This is a genomic window from Pseudorhodoferax aquiterrae, from assembly GCF_014652235.1.
Classification (GTDB): Bacteria; Pseudomonadota; Gammaproteobacteria; order Burkholderiales; family Burkholderiaceae_C; genus Pseudorhodoferax; species Pseudorhodoferax aquiterrae.
Map to the genome: position 1 here is coordinate 197,061 of NZ_BMYK01000003.1, position 26,837 is coordinate 223,897.

At 69.2% G+C, this 26,837-nt stretch carries 24 protein-coding genes; 11 read left to right on the forward strand and 13 right to left on the reverse strand.

Translation table 11 applies throughout. The features are described from left to right. Nucleotides 1–110 precede the first annotated feature (110 nt). Nucleotides 111–749 carry a c-type cytochrome gene (locus IE209_RS06240; protein WP_189686100.1) on the reverse strand — a complete coding sequence of 213 codons (639 nt, stop codon included), beginning with the start codon at nt 747–749 and terminating at the stop codon, nt 111–113. Between the two features lie 71 nt (nt 750–820). On the opposite strand from IE209_RS06240, the gene yihA reads away from it, so the two are divergent. Further along, on the forward strand, nt 821–1,495 hold the full coding sequence (yihA, locus tag IE209_RS06245; protein ID WP_189686101.1) for a ribosome biogenesis GTP-binding protein YihA/YsxC: 675 nt from the start codon (nt 821–823) through the stop codon (nt 1,493–1,495). Here yihA and IE209_RS06250 read toward each other — a convergent pair. Next, nucleotides 1,489–2,352 (reverse strand): LpxL/LpxP family acyltransferase, encoded by an 864-nt coding sequence (locus IE209_RS06250; protein ID WP_189686102.1) that lies wholly within the window; start codon nt 2,350–2,352, stop codon nt 1,489–1,491. The genes yihA and IE209_RS06250 overlap by 7 nt on opposite strands. Nucleotides 2,353–2,544: 192 nt before the next feature. Here IE209_RS06250 and metK point away from each other — a divergent pair, with 192 nt between their 5' ends. From metK to IE209_RS06270, 4 genes are all read left to right on the forward strand, one after another. Then, complete coding sequence (gene metK / locus IE209_RS06255) at nt 2,545–3,726, forward strand: methionine adenosyltransferase (RefSeq protein ID WP_189686103.1); 1,182 nt, start codon at nt 2,545–2,547, stop codon at nt 3,724–3,726. Nucleotides 3,727–3,738: 12 nt separating this feature from the next. Continuing rightward, nucleotides 3,739–4,971 (forward strand): multidrug effflux MFS transporter, encoded by a 1,233-nt coding sequence (locus IE209_RS06260; RefSeq protein WP_189686104.1) that lies wholly within the window; start codon nt 3,739–3,741, stop codon nt 4,969–4,971. A 52-nt stretch (nt 4,972–5,023) separates the two neighbouring features. Beyond that, nucleotides 5,024–5,710, forward strand: coding sequence for an ABC transporter ATP-binding protein (locus IE209_RS06265; RefSeq protein WP_189686105.1), 687 nt, complete (start codon nt 5,024–5,026; stop codon nt 5,708–5,710). 162 nt (nt 5,711–5,872) lie between these two features. Beyond that, nucleotides 5,873–8,200 carry an ABC transporter permease gene (locus tag IE209_RS06270; RefSeq protein ID WP_229882712.1) on the forward strand — a complete coding sequence of 776 codons (2,328 nt, stop codon included), beginning with the start codon at nt 5,873–5,875 and terminating at the stop codon, nt 8,198–8,200. Nucleotides 8,201–8,203: 3 nt separating this feature from the next. Here the strand turns inward: IE209_RS06270 and IE209_RS06275 are convergent, their stop codons facing one another. Continuing rightward, nucleotides 8,204–8,479: a hypothetical protein gene (locus tag IE209_RS06275; protein ID WP_189686106.1), complete on the reverse strand. Its 276-nt coding sequence runs from the start codon at nt 8,477–8,479 to the stop codon at nt 8,204–8,206. 80 nt (nt 8,480–8,559) lie between these two features. After that, nucleotides 8,560–9,336 (reverse strand): SDR family NAD(P)-dependent oxidoreductase, encoded by a 777-nt coding sequence (locus tag IE209_RS06280; protein ID WP_189686107.1) that lies wholly within the window; start codon nt 9,334–9,336, stop codon nt 8,560–8,562. A gap of 101 nt (nt 9,337–9,437) precedes the next feature. Between IE209_RS06280 and IE209_RS06285 the strand changes: the two genes are divergently transcribed. Both IE209_RS06285 and IE209_RS06290 read left to right on the forward strand, forming a co-directional pair. After that, entirely contained in the window at nt 9,438–9,986 is a 549-nt protein-coding gene (locus tag IE209_RS06285) for a DUF2889 domain-containing protein (RefSeq protein WP_189686108.1), read from the forward strand. 105 nt (nt 9,987–10,091) lie between these two features. Continuing rightward, nucleotides 10,092–11,279 carry a GGDEF domain-containing protein gene (locus tag IE209_RS06290; RefSeq protein WP_189686109.1) on the forward strand — a complete coding sequence of 396 codons (1,188 nt, stop codon included), beginning with the start codon at nt 10,092–10,094 and terminating at the stop codon, nt 11,277–11,279. Here the strand turns inward: IE209_RS06290 and IE209_RS06295 are convergent. Beyond that, complete coding sequence (locus tag IE209_RS06295; RefSeq protein ID WP_189686110.1) at nt 11,269–13,659, reverse strand: penicillin-binding protein 1A; 2,391 nt, start codon at nt 13,657–13,659, stop codon at nt 11,269–11,271. The genes IE209_RS06290 and IE209_RS06295 overlap by 11 nt on opposite strands. Nucleotides 13,660–13,885: 226 nt before the next feature. Continuing rightward, nucleotides 13,886–14,146, reverse strand: a complete 261-nt coding sequence (locus IE209_RS06300) for a hypothetical protein (protein WP_189686111.1) — start codon at nt 14,144–14,146, stop codon at nt 13,886–13,888. Nucleotides 14,147–14,512: 366 nt separating this feature from the next. On the opposite strand from IE209_RS06300, the gene groES reads away from it, so the two are divergent. Together groES and groL are read left to right on the forward strand one after the other, a co-directional pair. Then, nucleotides 14,513–14,803 (forward strand): co-chaperone GroES, encoded by a 291-nt coding sequence (gene groES / locus IE209_RS06305; RefSeq protein ID WP_189686112.1) that lies wholly within the window; start codon nt 14,513–14,515, stop codon nt 14,801–14,803. Between the two features lie 51 nt (nt 14,804–14,854). Further along, on the forward strand, nt 14,855–16,495 hold the full coding sequence (groL, locus tag IE209_RS06310; RefSeq protein ID WP_189686113.1) for a chaperonin GroEL: 1,641 nt from the start codon (nt 14,855–14,857) through the stop codon (nt 16,493–16,495). A 93-nt stretch (nt 16,496–16,588) separates the two neighbouring features. Here the strand turns inward: groL and IE209_RS06315 are convergent, their stop codons facing one another. From IE209_RS06315 to tal, 3 genes are read right to left on the reverse strand one after another with little or no spacing between them, the layout of a single operon-like run. Next, a complete protein-coding gene (locus IE209_RS06315) occupies nt 16,589–17,299 on the reverse strand; it encodes an FHA domain-containing protein (protein WP_189686114.1) in 711 nt (236 codons plus the stop codon). A gap of 7 nt (nt 17,300–17,306) precedes the next feature. After that, nucleotides 17,307–18,869: a glucose-6-phosphate isomerase gene (gene pgi, locus IE209_RS06320; protein ID WP_189686115.1), complete on the reverse strand. Its 1,563-nt coding sequence runs from the start codon at nt 18,867–18,869 to the stop codon at nt 17,307–17,309. Between the two features lies 1 nt (nt 18,870). After that, on the reverse strand, nt 18,871–19,818 hold the full coding sequence (tal, locus tag IE209_RS06325) for a transaldolase (protein WP_189686116.1): 948 nt from the start codon (nt 19,816–19,818) through the stop codon (nt 18,871–18,873). Nucleotides 19,819–19,976: 158 nt separating this feature from the next. Here tal and zwf point away from each other — a divergent pair, with 158 nt between their 5' ends. Next, nucleotides 19,977–21,440 carry a glucose-6-phosphate dehydrogenase gene (gene zwf / locus IE209_RS06330; RefSeq protein ID WP_189686117.1) on the forward strand — a complete coding sequence of 488 codons (1,464 nt, stop codon included), beginning with the start codon at nt 19,977–19,979 and terminating at the stop codon, nt 21,438–21,440. Between the two features lie 5 nt (nt 21,441–21,445). Further along, the gene (locus IE209_RS06335) at nt 21,446–22,294 is read left to right on the forward strand and encodes a MurR/RpiR family transcriptional regulator (protein WP_189686118.1); all 849 of its coding nucleotides are present in this window, start codon (nt 21,446–21,448) and stop codon (nt 22,292–22,294) included. A gap of 3 nt (nt 22,295–22,297) precedes the next feature. Here the strand turns inward: IE209_RS06335 and IE209_RS06340 are convergent, their stop codons facing one another. Genes IE209_RS06340 through IE209_RS06355 form a run of 4 tightly spaced genes read right to left on the reverse strand, consistent with a single transcriptional unit; the run spans nt 22,298 to nt 26,816 of the window. Next, on the reverse strand, nt 22,298–23,308 hold the full coding sequence (locus tag IE209_RS06340; protein WP_189686119.1) for an ABC transporter ATP-binding protein: 1,011 nt from the start codon (nt 23,306–23,308) through the stop codon (nt 22,298–22,300). Beyond that, nucleotides 23,305–24,273, reverse strand: a complete 969-nt coding sequence (locus IE209_RS06345; protein ID WP_189686120.1) for an ABC transporter ATP-binding protein — start codon at nt 24,271–24,273, stop codon at nt 23,305–23,307. Before IE209_RS06345 ends, IE209_RS06340 begins: the two co-directional genes overlap by 4 nt. Nucleotides 24,274–24,306: 33 nt before the next feature. Further along, nucleotides 24,307–25,236 (reverse strand): ABC transporter permease, encoded by a 930-nt coding sequence (locus tag IE209_RS06350; RefSeq protein ID WP_189686121.1) that lies wholly within the window; start codon nt 25,234–25,236, stop codon nt 24,307–24,309. After that, nucleotides 25,236–26,816, reverse strand: coding sequence for an ABC transporter substrate-binding protein (locus tag IE209_RS06355; RefSeq protein ID WP_189686122.1), 1,581 nt, complete (start codon nt 26,814–26,816; stop codon nt 25,236–25,238). The genes IE209_RS06350 and IE209_RS06355 overlap by 1 nt, the downstream gene beginning before the upstream one ends. Nucleotides 26,817–26,837 lie beyond the last annotated feature (21 nt).

Below are 26,837 nucleotides of genomic sequence, written 5' to 3' on the forward strand. Positions count from 1 at the left end.
TTCAAAAACAAAACGGGCCGCTGTACCAGCCGGCCCGCCGTGGCGCCCGTTCCTTGGGGTGGAAAGCGGGCATTTGGTTCCGCCCGCGCGCGGGCGTGTGCACTGCGGGATCAGCGCAGGCCGGCGATGTAGTCGGCCACGGCGCGGATCTCGCGGTCGTTCATCTTGGCCGCCACACCCGTCATCTGGGCGTTGTTCTTGCGCTTGCCGTCGCGGAACTCGACCAGCTGCGTGGTGGTGTAGTCGGCGTGCTGGCCCGACAGGCGCGGATATTGCGAGGGGATGCCGGCACCGTTGGGGCTGTGGCAGCCGGCGCAGGCGGCGACCTGGCGGTCCGGGATGCCGCCGCGGAAGATGCGCTCGCCCAACTGCACGAGCTCCTTGTCCTTGGCGAAGCCGGGCTTGGGCTTCTGCGACGTGAGCCAGTACGAGATGTTGCGCATGTCCTCGTCGCTGAGCGCCGAGGCGAAGCCCTTCATGATGGGGTTGTTGCGCTTGCCGTCCTTGAAGTCGTGCAGTTGCTTGACCAGGTACTCGGGGTGCTGGTGTGCCAGCTTGGGGTTGGCCGCGATGGCCGAATTGCCGTCTGCACCGTGGCAGGCTGCGCACACCGCCGTGTAGCCCTGCTCGCCCTTGACCAGATCGGGCTTCGCCGCCGCGGGAGCCGCCGGCGCGGCGTCGGCGGCATGGCTGGAGAACGAAGGCGCTGCGAACACTGCAGCCAGAACCATGGTGGCAAGCAACTTCATATCGAGGGTAGTTTTATGTACGCAAAACCGGGCGATTCTACAATGCGCCCCCGCGCCATCCCTGCACATTCATGACAGCTCCCGCTCCCGCCGCCGCCGCACCGGCCCCCTCTGCCGCTGCCGTCGCCTCGGGCTGGCTGCACACCGCCCGCTTCCTGACCACGGCCCCGCAGCTGCAGTTCCTGCCCGCGCTGGAGGTGCCCGAGATCGCCTTCGTCGGCCGCTCCAACGCCGGCAAGTCCACCTGCATCAACACGCTCACGCAGCAAAAGCAGCTGGCCTTCGCCTCCAAGAAGCCGGGCCGCACCCAGCACATCAATTTGTTCGCGCTCGGCAAGCAGGGCGTCACCGACGCCGTGCTGGCCGACCTGCCCGGCTACGGCTATGCCGCCGTGCCCAAGGCCGACAAGGAGCGCTGGCAGCGCGTGATGGCCAACTACCTCGTCACGCGCGAGAACCTCAAGGGTGTGGTGCTGCTGTGCGACCCGCGCCTGGGCCTGACCGAGCTCGACGAAGTGCTGCTCGAGGTGATCCGCCCGCGCGTGGAAGAGGGCCTCAAGTTCCTGCTGCTGCTGACCAAGGCCGACAAGCTCACGCGCATGGAGGCCAGCAAGGCCCTGGCGATCGCCAAGCTCAACGCGGGCGGCGGCGAGGCCATGCTGTTCTCGGCGCTCAAGCGCCACGGCATTGACGAGGCCAGCCAGCTGTTGTGGCGCTGGGCCCACCCTGAAGCTGCCGCTCAGTAGACCGGGGGCTCTCCGGGCGGGCGGGTCTTGAAGCGCTTGTGGACCCAGAAGTACTGCTCGGGCATGGTGTCGATGTAGCCCTGCAGGCGCTCGTTCATGAGCGCCGTGTCGGCCTCGGCATCCGGCCCCGGAAAGCCGTCCCAGCCCGGCAGGATCTGCACCTCGTAGCCCTCGGGCGTCAGCCGCGTGACCACGGGCACCACGCGCGCGCGGCCCAGCCGTGCGAAGCGGGCCAGCGAGGGCACGGTGGCCGCCGGCACGCCGTAGAAGGGCACGAACACCGAGTCGCGCGCGCCGAAGTCCATGTCGGGCAGCAAGTAGATCGGCTCGCCCGCACGCAGGGCCGCCACCACCGGCTTGACGCCATCGATGCGGTTGTAGAGCTTGGCGTTGCCGAAGCGCTGGCGCCCCTGCGCCACCCAGATGTCCACGGTCTGGTTGGACTGCGGCGTGAAGATGGTCGCGAACTGCCGCGGGATCTGCTGCGACAGCGCCGTCGCCCCCGCATCCAGGCCGACGAAGTGCGGCGCGAACAGCAGCGTGGGCGCCGTGCCGGCCAGCTCGTGCAGCGCGCCCGTCATGCGCAGGCGCGCGCGTACCACCTCGGGCCGCGCGTGCCAGAGCCAGGCGCGGTCCAGCCAGGCCTGCACGAACACCACGAAATGGCGCCGCGCCAGCGCCTCGCGCTCGCGCGGCGTCAGCTGCGGGAAGCACAGCGCCAGGTTGGTCAGCGCGATGCGCCGGCGGCTGCCGACCAGCGCATAGAGCAAGCGCCCCAGCATGGCGCCCAGCGCCCGCACCCAGGCCAACGGCAGCGGCGCGAGCAAGCGCAACAGCGCAATCGCGAAACGGGTCATCTCGCCAGCCGGCCGGTCAGGAGGCCATCGCACATGAGGTTCATGGGGAACGCTAGAATCGCCGCGGTCGCTGAGTTATTGAACTACTTGCAGGGCGACGTTAAACACATCTGCTAAAGCGTTCGCCACGAGCTCCCGCCAGAGGCAACGCGCGACGCAACAGCCTTTTACGAAGCGAAGGAGTTTATTCAAATGGCGAACGATTTCCTCTTCACGTCCGAATCCGTCTCCGAAGGCCATCCCGACAAGGTGGCGGACCAGATCTCCGACGCCATCCTGGACGCGATCTTCGAGCAGGACCCGCGCTCGCGCGTGGCGGCCGAGACGCTGACCAACACCGGCCTCGTGGTGCTGGCCGGCGAGATCACGACCAACGCGCACGTGGACTACATCCAGGTCGCGCGCGACACCATCAAGCGCATCGGCTACGACAACACCGACTACGGCATCGACTACAAGGGCTGCGCGGTCATGGTCTGCTACGACAAGCAGTCCAACGACATCGCCCAGGGCGTGGACCATGCCAGCGACGACCACCTGAACATCGGCGCCGGCGACCAGGGTCTGATGTTCGGCTACGCCTGCGACGAAACGCCCGAGCTGATGCCCGCGCCCATCTACTACGCGCACCGCCTCGTGGAGCGCCAGGCCCAGTTGCGCAAGGACGGTCGCCTGCCCTTCCTGCGCCCCGACGCCAAGAGCCAGGTCACGATGCGCTACGTGGACGGCAAGCCACACTCGATCGACACCGTGGTGCTGTCCACCCAGCACCACCCCGACCAGAGCGAGACGCCGACCAAGATGAAGGCCAGCTTCACCGAAGCCATCATCGAGGAGATCATCAAGCCCGTGCTGCCCAAGGAGTGGCTGCAGGACACCAAGTACCTGATCAATCCCACGGGCCGCTTCGTCATCGGCGGCCCGCAGGGCGATTGCGGCCTGACGGGCCGCAAGATCATCGTCGACACCTACGGCGGCGCCTGCCCGCACGGTGGCGGCGCGTTCTCGGGCAAGGACCCGTCCAAGGTCGACCGCTCGGCCGCCTACGCCGCGCGCTACGTGGCCAAGAACATCGTCGCCGCCGGCCTGGCGCGCCAGTGCCAGATCCAGGTGGCCTACGCCATCGGCGTGGCCCGCCCCATGAACGTGACGGTCTACACCGAAGGCACGGGCGTGATCCCCGACGACAAGATCGCCGCGCTGGTGCAGGAGCACTTCGACCTGCGTCCCAAGGGCATCATCCAGATGCTGGACCTGCTGCGCCCGATCTACCAGAAGACCGCCGCCTACGGCCACTTCGGCCGCGAAGAGCCCGAGTTCAGCTGGGAGCAGACGGACAAGGCGGCCGTGTTGCGTGCAGCGGCCGGCCTGTAAGCGGAGCCATCCATGCGCGTAGAGGCCACGCCCTCCTGGCGCGGCCCGCGCTGGGCCCTTGCCGTGCTGCTGGCCACGCTCGGCATGCTGGGGCCGTTCGCGATCGACACCTACATCCCGGCCTTCTCCGGCATCGCGCGCTCGCTGGGCGCAACGCCGGTGGAGATGCAGCAGACGCTGTCGGCCTACCTGTTCGGCTTCGCCTTCATGAACCTGTTCCACGGCGCGCTGTCGGACAGTTTCGGCCGACGGCCCGTGGTGCTGTGGGGCATCGCGGTGTTCACGATCGCCTCGGCCGGCTGCGCGCTGGCGCAGAACATCGGGCAGCTGGTCTTCTTCCGTGCGCTGCAGGGCTTGTCCACGGGCGCCGGCATCGTGGTCTCGCGCGCGGTGATCCGCGACGTCTATCCGCCCGCCGAAGCCCAGAAGGTCATGAGCCAGGTGACCATCTACTTCGGCGTGGCCCCGGCCATCGCGCCCATCGTCGGCGGCTGGCTGTTCGTGCACCTGGGCTGGCACAGCGTGTTCTGGTTCCTGACGGGCGTGGGCGTGCTGCTCTGGATCAGCAACTGGCGGCTGCTGCCCGAGACGCTGCAGCCCGCGCAGCGCCAACCCTTCCATGTGCCCGACCTGCTGCGCGGCTACCGCCAGCTGCTCTCGGACCCGCGCTTCGTGCTGCTGGCCTTCGCCAGCGGCGTGCCGTTCAACGGCATGTTCCTGTACGTGCTGTCGGCGCCTGAGTTCCTGGGCACGCTGCTGGGCCTGTCGCCGACCCAGTTCTTCTGGTTCTTCATCCTGACCATCGCCGGCATCATGGGCGGCGCCTGGGCCAGCGGCCGGCTGGCAGGGCGCATCCCGCCCAAGCGCCAGATCCGCCATGGCTTCTTGATCATGACCGTGGTGGCCGTGCTGAACCTGGCCGCCAACCTGCTCTGGACCGCGCACCCGCTCTGGGCGCTGCCGCCGATCGCGGTGTTCGCCTTCGGCTGGGCCTTGATGGTGCCCGTGGTCACGCTGCTGGTGCTGGACCTGTACCCCACGCGGCGCGGCATGGCCTCCTCGCTGCAGGCCGTGGTCGGCTCCACCGCCAACGGCGTGGTGGCCGGCGTGATCGCGCCGCTGGTCATGCACTCCACGGTGCTGCTGGCGCTGGCCTCGTTGCTGATGATGGGGGTCGGCCTGGTGTGCTGGATCGGGCTGCACCACCGCTGGCCCGAAATCGGCCGGCACGCGAACGTCGCGTAAAGCCGGCGCGGCGGGGGGAACCCCGGCGCGCCTGCCGGGCTCCCACCCGGCCATGATCGAACTCCAGCACCTGGCCCTGCACTATCCCTTGGGCGCGACGCGCGTGGACGTGTTGCGCGACGTCAACCTGCGCATTCCTGCGGGCCAGAGCGTGGCCATCGCCGGTCCCTCGGGTTCGGGCAAGACCTCGCTGCTGCTGTTGCTGGCAGGGCTGGAACGCCCGCAGGCCGGCCGCGTGCTGCTGGACGGCCAGCCGCTCGACACGCTGGACCGCGACGCGCTGGCCGACCTGCGCCGCGAGCGCATCGGCATCGTGTTCCAGTCCTTCCACCTGCTGCCGAGCCTCACGGCGCTGGACAACGTGGCCCTGCCGCTGCAGCTGGCCGGCCGGCGCGATGCCCATGCGAGGGCGCGCGATTTCCTGCGCCGCGTGGGCCTGGCTGCGCGCCAGCAGCACTACCCCGGCCAGCTCTCGGGCGGCGAGCAGCAACGCGTGGCCATCGCGCGCGCACTCGTGCACGGCCCACGCCTGCTGCTGGCCGACGAGCCGACCGGCAACCTGGACGACCAGACCGGCGCGCGCGTGCGCGAGCTGTTGTTCGAACTGAACCAGGAGGCCGGCACCACGCTGGTGCTGGTCACGCACGACATGGACTTCGCCGCCCGGTGCCAGCGCGTGCTGCGCCTGCACGAGGGCCAGCTGCACGAGGAACGGCACGAGGACGCCCATGCTGCTTAGCCTGGCCTGGCGCGACCTGCGCGCGAGCGGTCGCCAGCTCTGGGTGTTCTGCGCCTGCCTGGCGCTGGGCGTGGCCCTGGTCGCGGCGAGCGGCGGTCTGTACCGCCAGGTGGCCGGTGCGCTGCAGGAGGACGCGCGTGCGCTGTTCGGCGGCGACCTGAGGTGCGCAGCAGCGAACCCCTGCCCCCCGCCGAACGCGACTGGGTGCAGGCGCGCGGCGAGGTCGCGCGCGCGATCGAGCTGCGCAGCATGCTGCGCGCGCCGGACGGCCGCGCCCAGCTCGTCGTGCTGCAGAGCGCCGATGCGCGCTACCCGCTGTACGGCGAGGTCACCCTGGCGCCCGCGCAGCCGCTGGCCGATGCGCTGGCCCAGCGCGATGGACGCTGGGGCCTGGCCGTGGACGGCGGGCTGGCCCGGCGCCTGGGCCTTTCGCCCGGCAGCGCCGTGCAACTCGGGGATCTCACGTTGCAGTTGCGCGCGGTGATCGCGCGCCAGCCCGACCGCAGCCTGCGTGCCGACTGGAATGGCGCGCCCGTGCTGCTGGCCGAGGGCGCCCTGCAGGCCACCGGCCTCGTGCAGCCCCAAAGCCGCGTGCAGTACCACTACCGCGTGCGCACCGCCACGCCGCCCGCGGCCTGGCGCGACAACTTCATCGCGGCCTTCCCCCAATCCAACTCCGAGGTGCGCAGCTTCGAACAGCGCAGCGAGCGCGTGGCCCAGGTGCTGGAACAGGTCGGCTCGGCACTGCTGTTGATCGGCCTGTCGGCGCTGTTCATCGGCGGGCTCGGCGTGTTCAACAGCGTGCAGTCCTACCTACAGGGCAAGCTCGCGACGCTGGCCACGCTGCGCGCGCTGGGCCTGCGCGATGCCCGGCTGGCCGCCCTGGTGCTGCTGCAGGTGCTGATGCTGGCCGTGGCCGCCAGCGCACTCGGCGTTCTTGCCGGCGGCGCACTGGCGCTGGGTGGCGCGGCTGTGGCCGCGCGCAGTTTGCCAATGGTGCAGCAGCTCGGCCCGCAGCTCGCCGCGATGGCCGGCCCGGCCGCGCTGGCCATGGGCTTCGGCGTGCTGACCGCGTTGGCCTTCGCGCTGCCGGCCCTGGGCCGGGCATTGACGGTGACGCCCGCCGCCCTGTTCCGGGGCCTGGACGCCGCCGCGCTGCGCACGCCCGGCCGGGCCTGGGCCGCAAGTGCCCTCTGCGGCCTGGCCATCGCCGCGCTGCTGATCGCCAGCCTGCCCGATGCGCGCATCGGCGGGGCCTTCCTCGCCGTCGTCGCCGGGCTGCTGGTGCTGCTCGAAGGCGTGCAACGCCTGTTGCGCGTCCTCGCGCGCTGGTTGCTGGCCTCGCGCTGGCAACCCGGCTTCGCACTGCGCCTGGCGCTGGCCGGCCTGCAGCGGCCCGGCTCGGCGCTGCGCCCGGCCCTGCTCTCGCTGGGCACGGCGCTGACGCTGCTGGTGGCCTGCACGCTGGTCGTGGCCACGCTGCTGCGCACCATCGCCGACACCGTGCCGCGCGCGGCACCGGGCCTGGTGCTGCACGACGTGCAGACCGAACAGTTGCCGCTGCTGCGCGAGCAGCTGGGGCACGTGCAGCGCCTGCAGACCGCGCCCCTGGTGCTGGGTCGTCTGGCCGCCGTCAACGGCGAAGCACTGCGCGACAGCGGGGACGCAGGCCGCCTGCGCGCGGCGCGCAAGGAACACAAGCTCTCCACACGCGCCGGCAACCTGGACGACGTGGTGGTCGAGCGCGGCGCGCTGTGGGCGGACGACTACCAGGGCCCGCCGCTTGTGGCCATGGAAGACCGCGAGGCGGACGCGCTGGGCCTGCAGGTCGGCGACCGCCTGCGCTTCGACATCCAGGGCGAGCCGGTCGAAGCCACCCTGTCGGCGATCTACGGCCAGCGCCGGCTGCAAGCGCGGCTGTGGCTGGAGGGCATCTTCAGCGACGGCGTGCTCGACCCCTACATCACGCGCCACGTCGGCGCCGCCTGGCTGGACCCGCAGCAGGCGATCGCGGCACAGGACCGGCTCGCGGCCGCCGCGCCCAACATCGTCAGCGTGCGCACCGACGCCCTGTTGTCCGAAAGCCGCCTGCTGCTAGGCCGGGCCAGCGCCGCACTGGCGGTGGTCGCGGGCATCTGCCTGGCCGCCAGCCTGCTGGTGCTCACCAGCGTGGTTGCGGCCAGCCGGGCGCGGCAGGTCTATGACGCCAGCGTGCTGCACGTGCTGGGCGCGCGGCTCGCGAGCCTGCGCGGGGCACTGCGCTGGGAGTACGCGCTGCTGGCCTTCGTCACCAGCGTGTTCGCGACCGTGGCAGGCAGCGCCCTTGCTTCGGCCTTGCTGGACTGGCGGCTCGATCTGGACGCCACGGGCCTGTACTGGACCGGCGCGCTGGCCGCGACGTGCGTCAGCGGGCTCAGCCTCGCTCTGGGCGCACAGTGGCTGCTCGCGCAGCTGCGGCTCTCGCCGGCTCGGCTGTTGCGCGGCAGCTGAGCCTCAATCGTCCACGCCGGGCCCGCTCTCGAGCACCGGGTCGGCGCTCTCGTCTTCCGCCACCTCGGCACGCGGGCCGTACTGGGCATCGCCCAGGCCGCGCAGCGTGGCAGCGCCGTCTTCCCAGGCTTCGCTGAAGGTGTCGTAGGCGTCGTCGGAGGCTTCCACCACGAACCAGGTCTTCATGGCGTCCTCGCTCTCGAGCAGCATCCAGTGGAACAGGCCCGGTTCGGGCTCGTCGACGGACAGCGCCAAGTGGCGCAACGGTGTCTGTTGCATGGCAGCTCCTTCTAGGTTCCCGCCAGTATGGAAAGCACCCGTGCCGCCGCTGTAGGCCGGCGGCGCCCGCGGCTGCCGGCTCAGAACTTGGTGTAGCCGCCGTCGATGACGAATTGCTCGCCCGTGGTGTAGGCCGCGGCATCGCTGGCCAGGTACACGGCGATGCCGCCGAAGTCGTCGATGGTGCCCCAGCGCCGGGCCGGTACGCGCGGCAGCACGTTGGCTGCGAACTTCTCGTTGGCGAACGAGCGCTCGGTCATCTCGGTGGCGATCCAGCCGGGCAGGATGGAGTTGACGCGGATCTTGTGGCGCGCCAACTCCACGGCCAGCGCACGCACCATGGCCGTGACGGCGCCCTTGGAGGCACCGTAGTGGCTGTTGCGCGCCGCCCCTTCCACAGCCGCCGTGCTAGCCGTGGCCACCAGCGAGCCGCCCTCGCCATGCGCGGCCATGTGGCGGGCCGCGGCGCGGAAGGTCAGGAACACGCCTTCGACGTTGATGCGCTGGATGCGGCGGAATTCCTCCAGCGACATCTCGGTCAGCACCGTGCCCTTGCTCGACACGCCGGCGTTGGCGAAGCAGGCGTGCAGCGGGCCGAGCGCCGCCACGGTGGCGGCGAAGGTCTGCTCGACGGCCGCCTCGTCGCCCACGTCGCAGACGGCGCTGTGCACACGCGACGCGTCGCCGCATTCGCGCACCAGCGCATCGCGCGCGCTGGCGGTCTTGTCGGGGTTGGAGCCCCAGATCGACACCTTGGCGCCGCAGGCGAGCAGCGCGCGCGCCATGCCCAGGCCGATGCCGCCGTTGCCGCCCGTGATGAGCGCGCTGCGCCCGCTGAGATTGAAGGGTTGGTACATGTCTGCCTCCTGATGGTGGTGGCGTGTATAGCAAGCGCCGGCTGCGCGCGAAGACACCAAGGTGACGCGCCGTCCTCCACCCCCGCGCACAATCGTCGCCCATGGACCGCGAAGAACTGCACCACCGCCAGATCGACCTGCGCTTCTACCGGCTCGCCAGCGGCCTGTACGAGGTCGTCGGCCGGCTCGTGGACACCAAGCGCCAGCCCTTCCGGCGCCAGCTGGCCGAGGCCGACACGCCGCCCGGCACGCCCATCCACGACATCGCCGTGCACCTGGTCGTGGACGACGAGATGCAGGTCCACGACGCCTTCGCCTCCATGGATGCCACGCCCTTCAGCATCTGCCCGGGGGCAACGGCCACGCTGGCGCCGCTCAAGGGCTTGTCCATGCGCAAGGGCTGGAACCGCCAGGTGCGCGAGCTGCTGGGCGGCGCGGCGTCGTGCACGCACATCGTGGAACTGCTGGGGCCGATGGCGACCACCGCTTTCCAGGGCCTGGCGCCCGCGCGGCTGGCGCAGATCAACCTGCCCGGCAGCGAAGCCCAGCGCCAGGCCAAGGTCGACAGCTGCTACGCCTACGCGGCCGAGCGCGAGGTGGTGGCGCGGTTGTGGCCGCATCTACACCGTAGCCCGGATCGGCCGGACTGACCCCGGGCGGTGGCGCCGCAACCGCGCCAACACAGAAATACTGCACATTTCAGCCGCTGGCCGTGCGGCGGGAATGTGCCACCATCGCGCCCACCCATGGGAAGCATGTCCACTTACGCGCTGGATCCACGCACGACCGTCCTGATCGGCAGCATCACGAGCGGCTTGATGGCCATGGTGCTGACGCTGCTGGCCCGCGCGACCCCGCTGCCCGTGCCGGGCCTGCGCACCTGGGTGGCGGGCGCCTGGCTGGTGTTCGCGGGCATGTTGCTGCTCGGCCTGCGCGACTGGATCTCGCATCTGGCGACGGTCACGCTGGGCAATGCCGCCTTCGTGCTGGCCTACATCGTCTGGCTGGCCGGCACGCGCCGGCATTTCGGCGAACGCCTGCGCTGGGGGCCATGGCTGCTGGCATGGCTGGCCATGGTGGCCGCGGTGACCTGGTTCGCCTATGGCCAGCCCAGCTACCGCATGCGGCTGGTCGTCGTGGCGGGGCTGTGCTGCTTCATCAGCGTGCACCATGCGCTGTTGCTGCTGCGCTACCCCCAGGCCGAGCGCTTCGGCCGCGCGCTGGGCATCACGCTGACCACCTCGTGGCTGGCCGTCCTTACCACCGTCTACGCCGCCAGGGGCGTGCACGCAGCGCTGTTCCCGCAGGGCGACAGCGGCCTGCTCACGCAGGACGCGATCCAGATCGTCTACACGGGCAGCTTCACGGTCTGCAATCTGCTGCTCGTGATCGGCTTCGCCACCATGGCCTCGGACCATGTGCGTGCCCGCATCGAGGAGCAGGCCATCCGCGACCCCTTGACCGGCACACTGAACCGCCAGGCCTTGCTCGAATGCCTGGGGCGCGAGCGCGCCAACCACGGCCGCACGGGCCAGCCCTTTTGCGTCGCCATGCTGGACGTGGACCATTTCAAGAAGATCAACGACAGCCATGGCCATCCCGTGGGCGACCGCGTGCTCGTGCACCTGTGCCGGCGCATGGCGGCGCTGGTGCGGCCGCACGACGTGGTGGCACGCTACGGCGGCGAGGAGTTCGTCGTCGTGATGCCGCACACGCGCCTGCCCGAGGCCGCGCTGGTGGCCGAGCGCATCCTGGTCGAGGCCGTGCAGGCCGACGGCCTGGCCCTGCCGGCCTTCACGGTCAGCATCGGCCTGGCCGAATGGTCGACCGGCGATGCCACGGAGCAGGACGTGATCGCACGTGCCGATGCCGCGCTCTACCAGGCCAAGGCGCGAGGCCGCAACCGGCTCGAGCGCGCGGCCCTGCGCCTGGTCAACGCTTGAACAGGTCGAGGATGCTGCGGCGCTCCTCGGTGCGCTCCTGCGTGGCTTCGCCCATCGGGCCGGACATCGGTTGGGCCGTGGGCACCGCTTCGGTGGCCGCCATCCCGGGCTCGGCCGTGCTGGCGAACTCGGTGTAGGACCAGTCGCCCTCGTTGCGCACCACGCCCTCGGGTGCGGCGGGCGGCGCCACCGGCACGCCCTTGAGCGCCTGGCGCATGAAGTCGATCCAGACCGGCATGGCCAGCGCACCACCACTCGCATGCGTGCCCAGGTTCTGCGGCTGGTCATAACCGATCCAGGCGATGGCCGTCAGCGTGGGCTGGTAGCCCGCGAACCAGGCGTCGACGGCGTCGTTGGTGGTGCCGGTCTTGCCGTACAGGTCGGCACGCTGCAGCGTGGCACGCGTGCGCGCGGCCGTGCCGCGCGTGGCCACTTCGCCCAGCAACTGCGTCATCAGGAAGGCGTTGCGCGCGGGCACGGCGCGGGCCGACTCGTCGAGCATGGGCGCCGTTTCCTGTTGCAGCACCTGGCCGCGCTGGTCGGTCACCTTGTCGATGAGCCGCGGCTGCACGCGGTAGCCGCCGTTGGCGAACACCGAATAGGCCGAGGCCATCTGCAGCGGCGTGACCGCGCCGGCCCCCAGTGCCATGGTCAGCGAGGCCGGCTGGCGCTCGGTGTCGAAGCCGAAGCGCGTGACCCATTGCTGCGCGGCCGGCACGCCCACGGTCTGCAACACGCGGATGGCGACCACGTTCTTGGACTTGGCCAGTGCCGTGTCCAGGCGGATCGGGCCGTCGAAGGCGCCGTTGTCGTTCTTGGGCTCCCACGGCTTGCTGCCGGTGACGCTGGCGTCGAAGTACAGCGGGCCGTCGTCCACGATGGTGGCCGGCATCAACCCCTTCTCGAGCGCGGCCGAATAGATGAAGGGCTTGAAGGTGGAGCCCGGCTGGCGCCAGGCCTGCGTCACGTGGTTGAACTGGTTCCTGCCGAAGTCGAAGCCGCCGACCAGCGCGCGCACGGCGCCGTCGCGCGGGTCCATGGCGACGAAGGCGCCTTCGACCTCGGGCAGCTGCGTGATCTCCCAGCTGCCTTTGTCGGTGCGCAGTACGCGGATCACCGAGCCGGGCCGGATCTTCACGGCCGCGGCCGCATTGGCCGCCAGCCCCGACTGCGCAGGCTGCAGGCCCTCGCCCGTGATCTCCAGCCGTTCGCCGTCGCCGCGCACGGCCTTCACGCGCCGGCTGTCGGCCTCCAGCACCACGGCCGAGACCAGTTCGCCGTTGTCGGGGTGGGCATCCAGCGCTTCCTCGATGGCGTCGTCCTGGGCCTCGCCGGCGGTCGGGAGGGCGATCTGGGCCTCGGGCCCGCGGTAGACCTGGCGCCGCTCATAGGCCAGGATGCCGCGCCGCAGCGCGCCGTAGGCCGCGGCCTGGTCCTTGGCATCGAGCGTGGTGTAGACATTGATGCCGCGCGTGTAGGTGGCGTCGCCGTACTGCGCGAACATCTGCTGGCGCACGCTCTCGGCCACGTACTCGCCGTGCACGGCCACCGTGTCGCCGGCGCTGCGCACAGCCAGCGGCTCCTCCTTCGCCGCCTGCGCCTGGGCTGCGGTGATGAAGCCGTTTTCCTGCATGCGGTCGATGATGTAGAGCTGGCGCACGCGCGCGCGGCGCGGGTTGCTGATCGGGTTGTTGGCCGAGGGCGCCTTGGGCAGGCCGGCCAGCATGGCGGCCTGGGCCACCGTGATGTCCTTGAGCTGGCGGCCGAAATAGACCTCCGAGGCGGCCGCGAAGCCATAGGCCCGGTGGCCCAGGAAGATCTGGTTCATGTAGATCTCCAGGATCTGGTCCTTGGAGAGCGCGCGCTCCAGCTTGAAGGTCAGCAGCACCTCGCGCAGCTTGCGCGCATAGGTCTTCTCCGAGGACAGGAACATGTTGCGCGCCACCTGCATGGTGATGGTCGAGGCGCCCTGACTGCGCGAGCGGCCCAGGTTGGCCACGGCCGCGCGCAGCATGCCCGTGTAGTCCACGCCGTCGTGCGTGTAGAAGCGCTGGTCCTCGATGGCCAAAACCGCATCCTTCATGACCTGCGGGATCTCGGCGATGGGCGTGAGGTTGCGCCGCTCCTCGCCGAACTCGCCCAGTAGCACGCCGTCGCGCGTGTACACGCGCAGCGGCAGCTTGGGCTGGTAGTCGGCCGCCGCCGACACGTCGGGCAGCTGCGCGTAGGCCTGCCAGGCGGCCACGCCCAGCCCGACGGTGGCGAGCGCCGCCGTGGCCAGGACGGCGCCCGCGGCCCACAGCAGCGTGCGACGGCGTGCGGCGGCCCGCGGCGAAGCAGAAGATTCTTTCGGGGTGGGCGGGCGAGGAGAGGAAACCATGCAGTGGCGCGGAAAAGGCGTGGGGCGATGCCCACCTGGCAGAGTCGCCCACCTGCGAAATGGTTCAGCAGGGCAACGGCGCTCTCACGTAAGCCCTTGATTTTCCTCTATTGCCGATGTACCGGCCGCCTCGCCGATCGGGCGGCGCGTGTTCGACCACTGGTTGGGCGCGCTCGGGGGGCAAGCGTCCGCACGGCATGCCCCGGGGGCTTGCCCGACAGCGCCGCTACTGCAAGGCCTCACGGCTCCGCCCGAAGGTGGGCGGCGCGATGTACGGCGACTCCACCACACGCTCCGCAGTGCACAGCAGCCCGGCCCCGAGCATCGACTCGTACTGGTCGCGCGTGACGGGCATGCGGAACAGCGCTGCCGCGCCTTCCACATGGTCGGCGCGCAGCCACTCGAGGCAGCCCTTTCCAAGCCGGTAGCGGTGCGCCCCCTCGGGCACATAGATGCTCAGTTCGTGCAGCTTGTCTCGAACGTTCATGGCGGTCTCCCGGCGGGGTGGGTGAAGTCTGAACCGGCGTGCGTGCCGCCCATGTCGGACAGCAGCCTGTCTCGCTGCCACACGTCGGGGCGGGGACGAGGCGCGCGGGTTGCTTCAGGCCCGCGCCTCTGGCCAGCATAGGGGCCTGCTGTGACAAGTTTTCCAAGCCCCCGGCAGCCGCGGGTGGTTTTCCGTCGCGCGGCAGGTGTGCAGCTTTTTTCCTGCTCCCACTTGATCCTTCACATTTCGCCTTTATGATTAGCACTCGCTGGGGACGAGTGCTAACGATGCCTTCGTTCCCACGTTTTCCGGGCTTGCAGCCTCTGGCTGCCCCACAACGCAACGCAACCTTCTCAGGAGATGCAATTGAAACTTCGTCCTTTGGCCGATCGCGTGATCGTCAAGCGCATTGAAAGCGAAACCAAGACCGCCTCGGGCATCGTGATCCCCGACAACGCCGCCGAGAAGCCCGACCAGGGTGAAGTGCTGGCGGTGGGCCCGGGCAAGCTGGACGACAACGGCAAGCGCATCGAACTGTCGATCCGCGTGGGCGACCGCGTGCTGTTCGGCAAGTACTCGGGCCAGACCGTCAAGGTCGACGGCGACGAACTGCTGGTGATGAAGGAAGACGACCTGTTCGCGGTCGTCGAGAAGTAAGCACTTCGCTTCCCCTCCATCCCCTTCCTGTATTGATTCGGAGAAATTCACATGGCAGCTAAAGACGTAGTTTTCGGCGGCGAAGCACGCGCCCGCATGGTCGAAGGCGTGAACATCCTGGCCAACGCGGTCAAGGTCACCCTGGGCCCCAAGGGCCGCAACGTGGTGCTCGAGCGCTCGTTCGGCGCCCCCACCGTGACCAAGGACGGCGTGTCCGTGGCCAAGGAAGTCGAACTGAAGGACAAGCTCCAGAACATGGGCGCCCAGATGGTCAAGGAAGTCGCTTCCAAGACCTCTGACAACGCTGGCGACGGCACCACCACCGCCACCGTGCTGGCCCAGGCCATCGTGCGCGAAGGCATGAAGTACGTGGCCGCCGGCATGAACCCGATGGACCTCAAGCGCGGCATCGACAAGGCTGTCCAAGCCCTGGTCGCCGAGCTGAAGAAGGCCTCCAAGGCCACCACGACCTCCAAGGAAATCGCGCAAGTCGGCTCCATCTCGGCCAACAGCGACGAATCCATCGGCAAGATCATTGCTGACGCGATGGACAAGGTCGGCAAGGAAGGCGTCATCACCGTCGAAGACGGCAAGTCGCTGGACAACGAGCTGGAAGTCGTCGAAGGCATGCAGTTCGACCGTGGCTACCTGTCGCCCTACTTCATCAACAACCCCGAAAAGCAGGCCGCCCTGCTGGACAACCCGTTCGTTCTGCTGTTCGACAAGAAGATCAGCAACATCCGCGAACTGCTGCCCACGCTGGAAGCCGTTGCCAAGGCCGGCCGTCCGCTGCTGATCATTGCCGAGGAAGTCGAGGGCGAAGCCCTGGCGACCCTGGTGGTGAACACGATCCGCGGCATCCTGAAAGTCGTCGCCGTCAAGGCACCTGGCTTCGGCGACCGCCGCAAGGCCATGCTGGAAGACATCGCCATCCTGACGGGCGGCAAGGTCATCGCTGAAGAAGTCGGCCTGACGCTGGAGAAGGTCACGCTGGCCGACCTGGGCCAAGCCAAGCGCATCGAAGTGGGCAAGGAAAACACCACCATCATCGATGGCGCCGGTGCCGCTGCCGACATCGAAGCCCGCGTCAAGCAAGTGCGCGTGCAGATCGAGGAAGCGACCAGCGACTACGACCGTGAGAAGCTGCAAGAGCGCGTGGCCAAGCTGGCCGGCGGTGTTGCCGTGATCAAGGTCGGCGCTGCCACCGAAGTCGAAATGAAGGAAAAGAAGGCCCGTGTCGAAGACGCGCTGCACGCCACCCGTGCTGCCGTGGAAGAAGGCATCGTGGCTGGTGGTGGCGTCGCGCTGCTGCGCGCCAAGCAAGCCGCTGGCGAGATCAAGGGCGACAACGCCGACCAGGACGCCGGCATCAAGCTGGTGCTCAAGGCCATCGAAGCCCCGCTGCGCGAGATCGTCTACAACGCCGGTGGCGAAGCCTCCGTCGTCGTGAACGCCGTGCTGGGTGGCAAGGGCAACTACGGCTTCAACGCCGCCAACGACACCTACGGCGACATGATCGAAATGGGTATCCTGGACCCGACCAAGGTGACCCGCACGGCCCTGCAGAACGCCGCGTCCGTGGCTTCGCTGATGCTGACGACCGAGGCCATGATCGCCGAGGCTCCGAAGGAAGACGCACCCGCCCCGGCCATGCCCGGCGGCATGGGTGGCATGGGCGACATGGGCATGTGATGTGCCGGGTGCGGCCACCGGCCGCACCGCCCTCAGAAAAAAGCCCCGCGGCGCAAGCCGCGGGGCTTTTTCTTTGTCTGCGTTGCCTTTGCGTCAACCGGCGGAGCTGTCGCGCTGCTCCACGCGCGCCTGCGCCTGGCTCACACGGGCCAGGGCCTCCTCGAAGCTCGTGAACCAGGCCTGTTGCACGGCTGGCGAGCAGTGCGGGATCCAGGTGCGCAGCGTGTCCTCGATGGCGCTGCGCATGAACTGGCCGGCCTGCTCCGCCGTGACGGTGGCCGGCAGCGGCGCCGAGGCGCAACCCATGCCCTGCAGCAACTCGCCCACCGTGCCCTGCGCCGGCCCGGGCCGCGGCGGCATGCCCAGGCCCGAGGTGACGAAGCCGGCCGCGGAATCGTCGAACGGGGCCAGGTCCGGCCAGGGCGGCACGCGCCGCGCCAGCGGCTCGCCGGTCATGTCGTCGAACAGCGCCTCTTCCGCGTCGTCGAGCGGCAGCTCGTGCTCGCCCGCATCGGACACCAGCAGCGAGAAGCGGCCGATGCGCAGCACGTCGCCGGCCGCCAGCTCGGCCTCTTCGGCCGTGGCCAGCAAGCCACCGTTGTGGATGATGGTGTTCAGGCCCATGTTGACGAGCACGAAGCCGCTCGGGCGCCAGTCGACCCGCGCGTGCAGGCGCGACACCGAACGCTCGGCGTCGCTGAGCACCAGGGTGTTCTGGCTGGCCCGGCCCAGCGTACCGCCCTGGGGGCCGAACACCGCGCCGGAGTCGGCCGAGCCTTCGATGCTGATGCGCAATGCCGGCATGGGTGCCTCAGCCGCGCAGGCGCTGCAGCAGATTGGCGGTCGATGCGTCCAAGCCGCTCGCGTCGCCGCTGGCCAAACGCGGCTCGATGTCCTTGGCCAGGACCTTGCCGAGTTCCACGCCCCATTGGTCGAAGCTGTTGATGCCCCAGACCGAGCCGCTCGTGAACACCCGGTGCTCCTGCAGCGCGACCAGCGCGCCCAGGCTGCGCGGCGTCAGACGCTGCAGCAGCAGGAAGGTGCTGGGCCGGTTGCCCGGGAAGTCGCGGTGGCCGCCGGCATCGGCCTTGCCCTGCATCAGGGCCTGGGCCTGGGCCAGCGCGTTGGCCAGCAGCGCGGCCTGGTGGCCCGGCAGGCGGTGGGCGGCCTCGCGCACGGCGACGAACTCCACCGGCACCACATCCGTGCCCTGGTGCAGCATCTGGAAGTAGGCGTGCTGGCCATTGGTGCCGGGCTCGCCCCACAGCACGGGCGAGGTGCCGTAGGGCAAGGGCCCGCCGTGGCGGTCCACGCGCTTGCCGTTGCTTTCCATCTCCAGCTGCTGCAGATAGGCCGGCAGCCGCGCGAGCGCGCTGTGGTAAGGCGCGATGCTGCGGCTCGTGAACTGCAGGAAGTTGCGGTACCAGACATCGAGCAGGCCCAGCCGCATGGGCAGGTTGCTGCGCAGCGGCGCCTCGCGGAAATGGGTGTCCATGGCGTGGGCACCGGCCAGCAGCTCGCGGAAGCGTTCGGCGCCGATGGCGATCGCAATCGGCAGGCCGATGGCCGACCACAGCGAGTAACGCCCGCCCACCCAGTCCCAGAAGCCGAAGATGTTGGCGATGCCGAAGGCACGCGCACCGTCCACGTTGCTCGACAGCGCGGCGAAGTGGCGTGCCACGTCGGTGCCGCCCTCGCGCTGGAACCAGGACAGCGCGGAGCGCGCGTTGGCCATGGTCTCGGCCGTGGTGAAGGTCTTGGAGGCGACGAGGAACAGGCTGCTTTCGGGCTTGAGGCGGCGCAGCACGGCATCGAGCTCGTGGCCGTCCACATTGCTGACGAAGTGCAGGCGCCGCCCCGGCGCGGCATAGGCGTCCAGCGCGCGCACCGCCATCTGCGGCCCGAGGTCGGAGCCGCCGATGCCGATGTTGACGATGTCGGTGATGCGCGCATCGGCGCGCACCTGCTCGGCATAGGCCAGCATGGCGTCCAGCGTCTGGTGCACCTCGGCCAGCGCCTCAGCGAGGGCGGGCGTGGCCTGCGGCGCACCCGCTGGCGCGCGCAACAGGGTGTGCAGCACGGCGCGCTGCTCGGTGTTGTTGATACGCTCGCCAGCGAACATGGCATCCCGGTGCGCGGCCAGACCTGCCTGCTCGGCCAGGTCGAACAGCGTGTCCTCGATGCTGGCGTCGATCCAGTTCTTGGACAGGTCGGCGAACAACTCCGGCGCGTCCTGGCTGAAGCGCGCCACGCGGCCGGCATCGCCCGCCAGCGCGGCCCGCACGTCGTAGCCGGTCGTGAGCGCCTGGCTCAACGCGCGCAGCTGGCCCCAGGCGGGCAGCTGGTCACAGCGGGGTCGGTCGGCCCACCCCATCTCAGGCCGCCTGCATGAGCTTTTCGAGCTTGACGGCGTCCACCGCGAACGCGCGGATGCCCTCGGCCAGTTTCTCGGTGGCCATGGCGTCCTCGTTCAGCGCGTAGCGGAAGCCGGCCTCGTCGTACTGCACGGGCGCGAGGTCCAGCTTGCGTGCAGCGTCGGCGTCGAGTGCGCGCGTGAGCGTCGCGTCGCTGGCCGCCAGCTTGGCCAGCAGGTCCGGGCTGATGGTCAGCAGGTCGCAGCCGGCCAGCGCCGTGATCTGGCCCGTGTTGCGAAAGCTCGCGCCCATGACCTCGGTGGCGATGCCGAAGCGCTTGTAGTACTCGTAGATCTGGCGCACCGAGCGCACACCCGGGTCGTTGGCGCCGCTGTTGGCCGCCTCGTCCCAGGCGCTGCCCGCGGACTTCTTGTACCAGTCGTAGATGCGGCCCACGAAGGGCGAGATCAGCTGCACCTTGGCCGCACCGCAGGCCACGGCCTGGCAGAACGAGAACAGCAGCGTGAGATTGGTGCGGATGCCCTTCTGCTCGAGCTCGGCCGCCGCCTGGATGCCTTCCCAGGTGGATGCCACCTTGATCAGCACGCGTTCCCTGGCAATGCCCTCGGCCTGGTACAGCGCGATCAGGCGCTCGCCGCGGGCCACGGTGGCGGCGGCGTCGAAGCTCAGGCGTGCATCGACCTCGGTGGAAACGCGGCCCGGGATGATGGCCAGGATCTCGCTGCCGAAGCGCACCAGCAACCGGTCCATGACCTCGTCCAGCGGCTTGCCGCGAAAGCGGCCCACGGTGTCCTTGAGCAGCGGCGCGTAGTCGGGCAGCTGCACGGCCTTGAGGATCAGCGAGGGATTGGTCGTCGCGTCGGTGGGCTTGTAGGCATCGAGCTGCTTGAAGTCACCGGTGTCGGCAACAACGGTCGTCAGTGCCTTCAGGGCATCGAGTTGGTTCATGGCGGGTGGCAAGGCTATTGCGAGGGTGGCAAGGTGGGCGCAAGGATACGGCAAGCACAAGCGGGGCCAGGTCAGCCGGCACCGCATTGCGCAGCGCCCGCAGTATGCCCGAGCATGAAACTAAGTTACAGTCCCACCCACCTTTTCATGTAACAACCATGAGCTTCGACCTTGTATTGTTCGGCGGCACCGGCGATCTGGCCTGGCGCAAGCTGATGCCCGCGCTGTTCCAGTCGTTCCGCCACGGCACCCTGCCGGCCCAAGGCCGCATCATCGGCGTGGCCCGCGACGACCTCAGCGACGACGACTACCGCGCGCTGATCCGCTCGCGCTTCGACGCCGTGGAAGGCGACAAGCGCCCCAACGACGAGGAATTCAAGCGCTTCGCTGAGCTGCTGCACTACCAGCGCGTGGACCTGTCCAAGCCGCAGGACTTCGCGGCGCTGGCCGACCGGCTGAAGACGCGCGATGCGGATTCGCTCGTGATGTACGTGGCCACGGCACCGGCCCTCTTCACGCAGGTGGTCGAGCAGATCGCCGCGGCTGGGCTCAACGGTCCCAAGACGCGGGTGGTGCTGGAAAAGCCGCTGGGCCACGACCTGGCGTCCAACCGCGCCATCAACCAGGCCGTGGGCCAAGTGCTCAAGGAGAACCAGGTCTTCCGCATCGACCACTACCTGGGCAAGCCCTCGGTGCAGAACCTGTTCGCGATGCGCTTCGGCAATGCGCTGTTCGAACCGATCTGGCGCCGCGAGTACATCGCCAACATCCAGATCACGATCGCCGAGGATCTGGGCGTGGAAAAGCGCGGCGCCTTCTACGACCAGACCGGCGCGCTGCGCGACATGGTGCAGAACCATGCGCTGCAGCTGGTCTGTGCGATCGCCATGGAGCCGCCCATCAACGCCCACGCCGACGCGATCCGTGACGAGAAGCTCAAGGTGCTGCGCTCGCTCAAGCGCTGGAACCCCGAGACGTTGGGCCTGCACACCGTGCGCGGCCAATACACCGCGGGCACGGCCTACGGCGCGCGCGTGCCGGGCTACCTGGAGGAACCGGGCGTGGACCCGGAAAGCCGCACCGAGACCTTCGTCGCGCTGCGCACCGAGATCGAGAACTGGCGCTGGGCCGGCGTGCCCTTCTACATCCGCACGGGCAAGCGCCTGTCTTCGCGCGATGCGCGCATCGAGGTGAACTTCAAGCCCACGCCGCATGCCATCTACGACACGCCGCAGGGCAGCTTCAACCGCCTGGTCATCAACCTGCAGCCCAGGGACGGCCTGGAGCTGCACCTGATGGCCCAAGGCCAGGGCAGCCGCAAGCGCAGCGGCAGCGCCGAGCAACTCGCGCCCGTGCAGGCCGATCTGGACTTCGACAAGCGCTTCGGCACCGAACGCGTGGGCGCCTACGAGCGGCTGCTGCTGGACGTGCTGGACGGCCGGCTCAACCTGTTCGTGCGCAGCGACGAGCAGGAAGCCGCCTGGCGCTGGGTCGAGCCCATCCTGGAGTACTGGAAGAACGACAGCCGCCCGCCCCGCAGCTACGCGGCCGGAACCTGGGGGCCGAGCGCCTCCAGCGCCATGATCGCGCGCGACGGCTTCTACTGGAGCGAGGAAGCCTGAACGCCATGCTCGAGCGCATCCGCGCCTGCCTGCCTTCGCTGGCGCCTGCCGAGCAGCGGGTCGCCAGGCTGGTGCTCAACGACCCGCGCGCCTTCGCCTCGCTGCCGGTCGGCGAGCTGGCCGAGATGGCCCATGTGAGCAAGCCCACCGTGGTGCGCTTTTGCCGCAGCGTGGGCTACGACGGCCTGGTCGACTTCAAGCTCAAGCTGGCCGGCAGCGTGAGCGAGGGCGTGCCCTTCATCCACCGTTCGGTGGACATGGACGACAAGACCGGCGACGTGCTGGTCAAGGTCATCGACAACACCGTGGCGGCCTTCCTCAAGTACCGCAACGACGCCGGCGTCGGCGCCGTCGAGAAGGCCGCGGCCGCGCTGGCCGCCACGCACGCCACCGGGCGGCGTGTGGAGTTCTACGGCGTGGGCAATTCGGGCATCGTGGCCCAGGACGCGCAGCACAAGTTCTTCCGGCTGGGCGTCAACGCGATCAGCTACAGCGACGGCCACATGCAGGTCATGGCGGCCTCGATGCTGCGCCCGGGCGATTGCGTGGTGGTGATCTCCAATTCGGGGCGCACGCGCGACCTCATGGACGCCTGCGACATCGCACGGCGCAAGGGTGCCACCACGATCGTGCTGACGGCGAGCGGTTCGCCGCTGGCCGCCGCCGGCCAGATCCATCTGGCGGCCGACCATCCCGAGGGCTACGACCGCTACAGCCCCATGGTGTCGCGCTTGCTGCACCTGATGGTGGTGGACATCCTGGCCACCTGCGTGGCGCTGCGCATCGGCGGCGCACGCCTGCAGCCCATGCTGCAGGACATCAAGGACAACCTGCGCAGCAAGCGATACACGTAGCGTTCAGATCCGCCCTTCCTCCACCGCGTGGCACGCCACCGTCACGCCGCCGATCTTCTGCACCAGCGGGCGCTCGGCCTTGCAGCGGCTGCTGGCATGCGGGCAGCGGGGGTGGAAGCTGCAGCCGCTCGGCGGATTGAGCGGGTTGGGCACCTCGCCTTGCACCGGCGTGCGGGCGCGGCCGGTGTCGTGCATCTTGGGAATCGCATCGAGCAGCATGCGCGTGTAGGGATGGCGCGGCTCGGCGAACAGGGTCTGCTTGTCCGCCAGTTCCACCAGGCGCCCCAGGTACATCACGCCGACCTCGTCGCTCACATGCCGCACCACCGCGAGGTTGTGCGAGATGAACAGGTAGGTCAGGCCGCGGTCGCGCTGCAGCGTCTTCATGATGTTGAGCACCTGGGCCTGCACGCTCACGTCCAGCGCCGAGGTCGGCTCGTCGCAGACCAGAAAGTCCGGTTGCGTGGCCAGCGCACGCGCGATCGAGATGCGCTGGCGCTGGCCGCCGGAGAACTGGTGCGGGTACTTGGCCATGTCCAGCGGCGACAGACCGACGGATTGCAGCAGCTCGCCCACGCGCGCGCGGCGCGCGGCCTTGTCCTTGATGAGGCCATGCTCGAGCAGCGGCTCGGCGATGATGTCCTCGACCACCCAGCGCGGGTTCAGGCTTGCGTAGGGGTCCTGGAAAATCATCTGGATGCGCCGGCGCAGCGCCGCGCCCTCGCTGCCGGCACGCCCTTCGGACGCCTTGAACGCGGCATGCGCGTCCTGCCCGTCGAACGTGAGCCCGCCGCGCGTGGGCGCATACAGACCCACCAGCAGGCGCGCCACCGTGCTCTTGCCGCAGCCGGACTCGCCCACCAGCGCCAGCGTCTTGCCCTTCTCGATCGAGAAGCTCACGCCGTCGACGGCATGCAGCAAGGCCTTGGGCTTGCGCTCGATGACGCGGTTGAGCCAGGGCGGCGAGACGTCGAAGACCTTGGCCAGGTCGTGCGCCTGGACCAGCGCGCTCATCGGGCACCTCCCGCGTGCAGCCAGCAGGCGGCGCGGCTGGCGCCGGCATCCATGAGTTCGGGCCGCTCCACCTTGCAGCGGTCGAACACCCTGGGGCAGCGCGGGTTGAAGGCGCACCCCTTCGGAATGGCGTTGAGACGCGGCATCGCGCCATCGATCTGGTTCAGCATCTCGCGGTCGACCGTGATGTCGGGGATGGCGGCCATGAGGCCGTCGGAATAGGGATGGGCCGGATGGTTGATGACCTCGTGCACGGGACCGATCTCGGCGATGCGGCCGGCGTACATCACGGCCACGCGGTCGCAGGTCTCGGCGATCACGCCCATGTCGTGCGTGATCAGCATCACGGCCGCCCCATGCTGCTGGCACACGCGCTTGAGCAACGTGATGATCTGCGCCTGGATCGACACGTCCAGCGCCGTGGTGGGTTCGTCGGCCACGATCAGCTTGGGCTCGGCCGCCAGCGCCAGCGCGATCACCACGCGCTGGCGCATGCCGCCCGAGAACTGGTGCGGGTAGTGGTCGATGCGCTGCTCGGCCGCCGGGATGCCGGTGTCCTGCAGCAGGCCGATGGCGCGCTGGCGCGCCTCGGCCGCGGTGACGGGCAGGTGCGCTTGGATGGTCTCGATGAGCTGGCGGCCGACCGAGTACAGCGGGTTCAGCGAGGTCAGCGGGTCCTGGAAGATGGCGCCGATGCGCCGGCCACGGATGCGGCGCATGGCCTCGGCGCCGAGGTTGTCGATGCGTTGGCCCTCCAGCAGGATCTGCCCGCTGGCAACGCGGCCAGGCGGCTCGAGCAGGCCGATGATGGACGCGCCGGTCAGCGACTTGCCGGCACCGGATTCACCCACCACGCCCAGGATCTCGCCGGGCGCAATGGAAAAGGAGATGTCGTCCAGCGCGCGCAGCGTGCCGCGCCGGCCGGGAAACTCGACGACAAGGTTCTTGACTTCTAGCAGGGACATGCGGCTGGCTCGTGGCTGGCGTTGTGCGCAGGGTCAGCGCAGGCGGGGATTGAGCGCGTCGCGCAGCCAATCGCCGAGCAGGTTCACGCTGAGCGCGATGACGATCAGCATCAGCCCCGGGAACACGGTGATCCACCATTCGCCCGAGAACAGGTAGTCGTTGCCGACGCGGATCAGCGTGCCCAGCGAGGGCGAGGTCGGCGGCGCGCCCACGCCCAGGAAGGACAGCGTGGCCTCGGTGATGATGGCCGTGGCCACCTGGATCGTGGCCAGCACCATGACCGGGCCCGTCACGTTGGGCAGCACATGCCGGCGCATGATGCGCATGGGCGAGACGCCGGTCACGCGCGCGGCCTGCACGTATTCCTTGTTGCGTTCCACCAGCGTGGAACCGCGGACCGTGCGCGCGTACTGCACCCAGCCGGTCAGCGAGATCGAGATGATCAGCACGCCGAAGGCCAGGCCTTCGTGCGCATTGGGAAACAGTGCGCGGCCGACGCCGGCGATCAGCAGCGCCACGAGGATCGCGGGGAAGGACAGCATCACATCGCACAGGCGCATCAGCGCGGCATCGACCCAGCCGCCCTTGAAGCCGGCCAAGAGGCCCAGGCTCACGCCGACCAGCAAGGACAGCAGCACCGAGGCCAGGCCCACGACCAGCGAGATGCGCGCGCCGTACATGAGGGCCGACAGGATGTCGCGGCCCTGGTCGTCCGTGCCCAGCAGGTACTTGGCCGTGCCCTCGGCCTGCCAGGCCGGCGGCAGCCGTGCGTCGCCGAGCTCCAGCGTGGCGAGATCGAACGGGTTGTGCGGCGCGACCCAGGGCGCGAAGAAGGCGCAGAAGATGCACACCAGCGCCACCACACCTGCCACGATCGCCGTGGGCGAGGTGCGGAAGCTGTGGCCGACGTCGCTGTCCCAGGCGCGCTGGAACCAGTTGCCCTGCGTGCTGACTGCCTGCATCACTTGCCGACCTGGATGAACTTCCAGGGCATGAAGTTGTCCGGCAACTGCACCACCGTGACGCCCTTGCGCACGGCCCAGTTCAGGGTCTGCTGGTGCAGCGGGATGTGGCCGATGTCGTCCTGGTGCAGCTTCATGGCCTCGTGGATCATGGCCATGCGCTTGCCGTCGTCGACCTCAGAGGCGATCTTGTCGGTCAGCTCGTCGAGCTTGGGATTGCTGTAGGCGCCCAGGTTGAACTGACCACGGCCGCCCTCGCCCGGCGTGCCCATGACGGGGAACAGCACGTTGTGCACGTCCACCGTGCTGGCGACCCAGCCTAGCATGTAGAAGCTGGTGTCGCGCCGCAGGATCTTGGGGAAGTAGCTGGCCTTGGTCTCGGCCTCCAGGTTGATCTTGACGCCGATGCGCGCCAGGTTGGCCGCCACCGCCTGGCAGATGTCGCTGTCGTTCACGTAGCGGTCGTTCGGGCAGTTCATCTTGACCTCGAAGCCGTTGGGGTAGCCGGCCTCGGCCAGCAGCTTCTTGGCCGCTTCGGTGTCGTAGGGCAGGCGCTTGTCCAGGTCCTTGGCGTAGCCGCGCACCTGCGGCGGGATCATGAGCGCCACGGGGATGGCCGAGTTGCGCATCACGCGCGTGCGGATCGCCTCGATGTCGATGGCCTGGTAGAAGGCCTGGCGCACGCGCTTGTCCTTGAACGGGTTCTTGCCCTTGATGTTGGAGAACTGCAGCTCGTCGCGCTTCTGGTCCATGCCGAGGAAGACCACGCGCAGCTCGGGCCCCTGCAGCACGTTGGCCTTGCCGTCGCGCTTGATGCGCTCCACGTCCTGCACGGGCACGGGCTCCATCACGTCGACTTCGCCCGACAGCAGCGCCGCCACGCGCGTGGCGTCGTTGCCGACCACGTTGAAGACCACTTCGTCGACGTTGCTGTCGATCTTGCCCCAGTAGTTGGGACTGCGCGTGAACACCGAGCGCACGTTGGGCTGGCGCTCGCGTGCACGGAACGGGCCCGTGCCATTGGTGCGGAACGAGGCCGCGTTCTCGATGCCCTTGCGCCGGTCCACCGGGCGCGTGGCCTGGTTGGCCTCGCACCACTTCTTGCTCATGATGTACCAGTTGGTGATGAGGTCGGGCAGGATCGGGAACGGCTGGGAGGTGACGATGTCGATGGTGTGGTCGTCGATCTTGTTGATCTGCTTGATCTGGCCCACGTAGCTCTTGACGTCCGAGCCTTCGCCGCGTGCGCGGTCGTAGCTGAAGATCACGTCGTCGGCCGTGAACGGCGTGCCGTCGTGGAACTGCACGTTCTTGCGCAGGTTGAAACGCCAGACCGTGGGCGAAGTTTGCTTCCAGTCGGTGGCCAGCGCGGCGGTCAGCTTGAAGTCGGCGCCGCGCGTGACGAGCGGCTCGTAGACGTTGCCGGTCACGGTGAGCTGCAACGATTCCTGCAGCGAGTGCGGATCCAGCGAGGTGGCGTCGCCCTGGTTGGCGATGCGCAGCGTGACGGCCTGGGCCGAGAGGCATGCGGCCAGCAGCAGGGACGCAGTCAAGGCGGCGAGGCGGGGCTTGGTGTGCATGGCGTTGGCTCCGGTGAAGGG